The sequence below is a fragment of the uncultured Nevskia sp. genome (genome assembly GCF_903885465.1).
In the GTDB taxonomy this organism is placed as follows: Bacteria; Pseudomonadota; Gammaproteobacteria; order Nevskiales; family Nevskiaceae; genus Nevskia.
Genome location: NZ_CAISIQ010000481.1, coordinates 1 through 5,133, shown reverse-complemented (window position 1 = coordinate 5,133; position 5,133 = coordinate 1). Strand labels below are relative to the sequence as shown.

General features: G+C 65.0%; 5 protein-coding genes. 1 reads left to right on the top strand and 4 read right to left on the bottom strand.

Features of this window, described 5'->3' with window-relative positions:
* From QZY06_RS18785 to QZY06_RS18775, 3 genes are all read right to left on the bottom strand, one after another.
* Positions 1–611, bottom strand: a 611-nt coding sequence (locus QZY06_RS18785; RefSeq protein ID WP_295686972.1) for an ABC transporter ATP-binding protein, incomplete at its 3' end; no start/stop codon positions are given.
* Positions 608–1,612, bottom strand: a complete 1,005-nt coding sequence (locus QZY06_RS18780; RefSeq protein WP_295686971.1) for a hypothetical protein — start codon at positions 1,610–1,612, stop codon at positions 608–610. The genes QZY06_RS18785 and QZY06_RS18780, both read right to left, overlap by 4 nt.
* Positions 1,609–2,856 (bottom strand): efflux RND transporter periplasmic adaptor subunit, encoded by a 1,248-nt coding sequence (locus QZY06_RS18775; protein ID WP_295686970.1) that lies wholly within the window; start codon positions 2,854–2,856, stop codon positions 1,609–1,611. Before QZY06_RS18775 ends, QZY06_RS18780 begins: the two co-directional genes overlap by 4 nt.
* 270 nt (positions 2,857–3,126) lie before the next feature.
* Between QZY06_RS18775 and QZY06_RS18770 the strand changes: the two genes are divergently transcribed.
* Entirely contained in the window at positions 3,127–3,975 is an 849-nt protein-coding gene (locus QZY06_RS18770; RefSeq protein WP_295686969.1) for a UDP-2,3-diacylglucosamine diphosphatase, read from the top strand.
* 183 nt (positions 3,976–4,158) lie between these two features.
* Here the strand turns inward: QZY06_RS18770 and QZY06_RS18765 are convergent.
* On the bottom strand, positions 4,159–5,133 hold a 975-nt coding region (locus QZY06_RS18765; protein WP_295686968.1), incomplete at its 5' end, for an AraC family transcriptional regulator.

The following is a 5,133-nucleotide window of genomic DNA, read 5'->3' as shown; positions in this document are numbered from 1 at the left end:
TCATGCGTGACCATGACGATGGTCTTGCCGTGGTTGCGGTTCAGTTGCTGCAGCAGAGTGAGAATTTCGTCGGCGGTCTTGCGGTCGAGATCGCCGGTGGGTTCGTCGCAGACCAGCAGGGTGGGATCGGCCACCAGCGCGCGGGCGATCGCGACGCGCTGCTGCTGACCGCCGGACAGTTCGCTCGGCTTGTGGGTAGCGCGATCGGACAAGCCGACCACGGCAAGCGCGGCGGCCACATTCTTTTTCCGCTGCGCCTTGCTCAAGGACGTGAGCAGCAGCGGCAGTTCGACATTGGCTTCGGCGCTGAGCACCGGCAGCAGGTTGTAGAACTGGAACACGAAGCCGACGTGGCGCGCGCGCCATTTGGCGAGCTGGCCGGAGGACAGCTGATCGATGCGCTTGCCGTCGACGATGATCTCGCCGGCGCTGGGCTTGTCGAGGCCGCCGATCAGGTTCAGCAAGGTGGTCTTGCCCGAGCCGCTGGGGCCCATCAGCGCGAGGAAGTCGCCGCTGGCGATGTCGAGGTCGAGTGCTTGCAGCACGTCAACGGTCTGCTTGCCACGGGTGTAGCGCTTGGCCACGCCGCGAATGGAGACGAGGGTGCTCATCGGGCAGCTCCTGGGTGAGGTTCGGTGTCGAGTTGATGGAGGCGCGCCTGCAGTGTCGCCTGCAGGCCAGCCAGTGCCGGATCGGACGTCAGCGGCTTGCCGGCCAGTCGTCGTTCAGTGTCTGCGGTTGCGCGTTTCAGCAGATCGCGTTCTGCGGGCTGGTCGCCCAGGGCTTCGTACAGATCGGCCGTTGCCAGCAGCAGCGAAGCCCCGTCGACGCAGGCCGGCGCTTCGCTGAACCAGCCGCGCGCCAGTTCGGCCTGCATCGCCGGCACCTGCGCTTGCAGATGATTGCGCCGCGTCTCGGCGGGCAGGCCGATGGTCGATGCGACATAGCGATCCAGTTCCAGGCCGCGGTCGCAGCCGAGCGCGGGATCGGCAAGCACTTTCTGGCCGCCGATATCGGATTCCACCGGCTGGCCGCGCTGGGCGGCCTGCAGGAATTCGATGCGGTTGCGCCAGCGCTGCACGGCCACGGTGCCGGTGTGCTGGCCGCGCACGGCGAGCGGCAGGCGCATCCACCAGGCAAAGCCGGCATCGCCCAGACCCTGTGCATGGAAGCTTTCCAGTGCTTCGGCGGTTGCCGCTGCGCCTTCGGCTGTGGTGTCGGTGGCCCGATAGCGGCGCGCCTTCAAGGTGGTGCGCTGAGCCAGCAGCTGGTTGATACGGGCACGGAAGGCATCGGCGCTCACGGCGCCGGCCACCCGGCCCATTTCCTCGCCATCGGCATTCAGCAGCAACCAGCTCGGCAGGCGGCCGACCGGATGCTGCTTGAGCAGATCGACCGCTTCCGGTTGATCGCGGTCTACCGTGCGTATCGCCAGCTGTGCCGAGAGCGCCGCCCAGCGCGGATCGCCACGCAACTGTTGCGACATCGCATCGCAGGCAATGCAGTGGCTGCTGCGGACTTCTATCAGCTGCGCCTGGCTCGCTGTCGCCGTGCTCGCTGGCGCCGCCAGGAGCAGCAAGGCCAGCGTGACCAGGCAGCGAGCGGCGTTCACGGCTTGCCGTTGGCGGTGGTGATGCGCACGACATCGCCGTCCTTGAGCTTGGGCAGATCGCCGATAGCCACTTGATCGCCGGCGCTTAGCCCGGCGATCACCGTCTGTTCAGTGCCGGATTTCGCGCCGAGTTTCACTGCGCGGCGCTCCACGGTCTTGCCGCGGATCAGGAACACAGCCCCGGTCTCGCCACTGCCGAGCACAGCCGTCGACGGTACGATGACACCAGCCGGTTCCGGGCTGCCGGCTTTCGGAGCAGCACCGAGAAAGGACACGCGCGCCCCCATTTCCGGCAGCACGCGGGCGTCCTTCTCCTTGAACGCGACTCTCACCTTCACTGTCGCTTTGGTGCGATCGGCGGTCGGGATCACTGCGATCACTTCGGCGGGAATGCTCCAGTCCGGATAGGCGTTGAGTTTGATCACTGCCGGCTGGGCGGACGTGACCCGGTTGATGAAGTTCTCGTTGACGTCGACTTCCACTTCCAGCGAATCCATGTCGACGACGGTGCCGATGCCGGTGCGCGTGAAGCCGCCGCCGGCCGACAGCGGCGAAACGATCTCCCCGACCTGCGCCGCTTTCACGGTGATCACGCCGGCAAACGGCGCGCGCACCGTGGTGTCGTCGAAGCTGCGCTGGGCGACGTCGACGGCGCGCGCGGCCACCGCGACATTGCGCTCCGCCACGTTGTAGCTGGCGCGCAGGCCATCGAGCGTGGTCTGCGCGGTATCGAGTTCGGCCACGCTGATGAACTTCTGCTCGACCAGCCCCTTGCGGCGCGACACGTCGCGCTCCGCATTGGCAACGTTGACCTTTACCTGGGTGGCGCTGGCGCGAGCCGATTCCAGCTGCGCGCGCGCCTGTTCGAGCGAGGCGCGGATATTGGTGTCGTCGAGCCGGGCGACGATCTGATTGGCTTCCACCCGGCTGCCTTCCTCGATCAGCACCTCGGTGACCAGGCCAGTGATCTTGGCGGATACCGTTGCCGCGCGGCGGGCGACGACGTAACCCGCGGCATCAAGCAGCGAACTGCCACCGGCGCTGCCGTTCGACGCCGCAGCCTTCGCGGTGGCCACCGTCACCGGCAGGCCCGCAGGCTTGCTGAAGATGAACCAGGCGACACCGGCGCCGACGAGCAGCAACACGGCGGCGATCCACCACTTCTTCCCACCATGGCCGCTGTCTTCGGGCTCATTGCTGCGATCGATACGGAGCTGATCGAGCAACGCGGATTTATCGTCCATGACCTGTAAGGGATAGGTAAAAGTGGTGCCGCAAGCATAGTGGAAACCGGCTCCGCCACTGGCCGGGAAAACCGGCTTTCATGGGTTCCAGACTAGGTATTCCACAGGGCCCGAGACAGTCCCGATCGTCATCGCGGCGACATGACGTTTGTCATGCCCGCCGTACGTTGAGCGGCGCCCTGGACGGACTCGAAGCCCGGCGTTTCTCCGGCTTGTCACAATCGGCCTCGATACTGCGCGCGAAAACCACGACCCCATGGGAGAAGCGCAATGGCGAAGATCGCGCATCCGGACAGGCCGGAGAAGGCCACGTATCACTACCGCACCATCTGGCTGTCCGACATCCACCTCGGCACGCCCGGCTGCAAGGCCGAGTTCCTGACCGATTTCCTCAAGCGCAACCACTGCGACACGCTCTATCTCGTCGGCGACATCATCGACGGCTGGAAGCTGAAGAGCGGCTGGTACTGGCCGCAGGAACACACCAACGTCATCCGCAAGATCCTGACCAAGGCCAAGCGCGAGACGCAGGTCATCTACGTCACCGGCAATCACGACGAGTTCCTGCGCAAGTTCGTCGACTACCGCCTGGAAATCGGCAACATCAAGCTGGTCAACGAAGCGATCCACGAAACCGCCGACGGCCGCAAGCTGCTGGTGCTACATGGCGACTACTTCGACGTCATCACCCGCTATCACCGCTGGGTGGCGCTGGCCGGCGACATGGCCTACGAAACGATGATGCACACCAACTACTGGTTCAATCGCCTGCGGGCGATGGCCGGGCTGCGCTACTGGTCGCTGTCGGCGTATGCGAAGCAGAAGGTCAAGAACGCGGTCAGCATCGTCTCCAGTTTCGAAGAAGCCGTGGCCCGCGAATGCAAGCGCCGCGGCCTCGATGGCGTGGTCTGCGGCCACATCCACCACGCCGAGATCCGCGACATCAACGGTGTGGAGTACCACAACTGCGGCGACTGGGTGGAAAGCTGCACCGCACTGGCCGAAGACATGAACGGCAAGATCTCGGTGATCCGCTGGGTCGAGATTGACCACCTCAACGAACGCCCGAAAGTCACGCCGCTGAAGCGGGCGGCGAAGGCGATCGGAGTTGCGGCTTGAGGTAAGCCGTCGCCCTCGAAACACTCGACATTCCCGCGAAGACGGGACCGATTCGCCGGCAGCGAATCGGAGCGCAAGCCTGCGAAGCAGGTCGAGCGCAGGGATGCGCTCAACAATCCAGTTTTGATGCGGAACGCTACGGTTGAAACTGGATGCCCGCCTTCGCGGGCTGTCGATTGCTTCTCATCGTCCTCGCGCCTTGCGGTATTCGCCGGGCGCACGATCGAACCAGCGACGGAAGGCTCGCGTGAAACTGGCGGTATCGCTGTAGCCCAGTTGCAGCGCCATCTCGTCGAGCTTCATCTCGGTGCCCATCAGGAGCTGAACCGCGAGTTGCCGGCGCTCCGCGTCTACCAAATCGCGAAAGCTTGTCTTCTCCTCTTCCAGCCTGCGACGCAGGCTGCGCGGCGCCATCGCAAGCTGCTGGGCGACGGCCTCGATCGACGCGACCAGGCCCAGGGAACCCAGGATAAGTTGGCGGACCTGTCCGGCGACGCCGACGACCTGGCGACGCTCCAGCTGGGTACGACACTGATCCTCCAGCAGGCGCACCAGGTGGGGGTCGTACATCGGCAGGAGCGTTTCCGCGTCCTGTCGGCGCAGCACGATCGCATTGCGCGGACACCCGTACTGGGGTGCGACGCCGCACAGTGACTTGATGCGCGCGGCGTGATCGGGCGCGGGGCCCTGGTACTCGATTCTCTTGACCGGGATGCCGGATAGTCCGAGTTCTTGGAACAGATGGATCGCGGTCGCAGTATCCCGCTCCAGCAGGAACTGGCGGAGGTGCTGAGGGATGGCATCAGGATCAGCGATGACAGCGAACTCGTCGGCGTCGGACCAGGTCGCGAATCGGCAATAAGCGGTGCTCAGCGGCAGGTAGCGAATCGCGCTGTCGAAAGCCTCGTGCAGCGTACGGCTGATGCGCAGCACGAAGCCCCAGATCCCGAAAGTGGAGACGTTGTACTGAAGCCCCAATTCGAATCCCAGCGCGGGCACCTCGGGCAGCGCCAGGATCAGATTCTCGACCAGACGCATCTCCTGATGCCGCTCGATCAATACATCGGCCTCGTGCAACTGGGCCTCTCGGATTCCAGTGCCCATCAGGCAGGTCTCCACGTCGACGCCGTAGCGCGCGGCGAAGTTGACCATGACTTG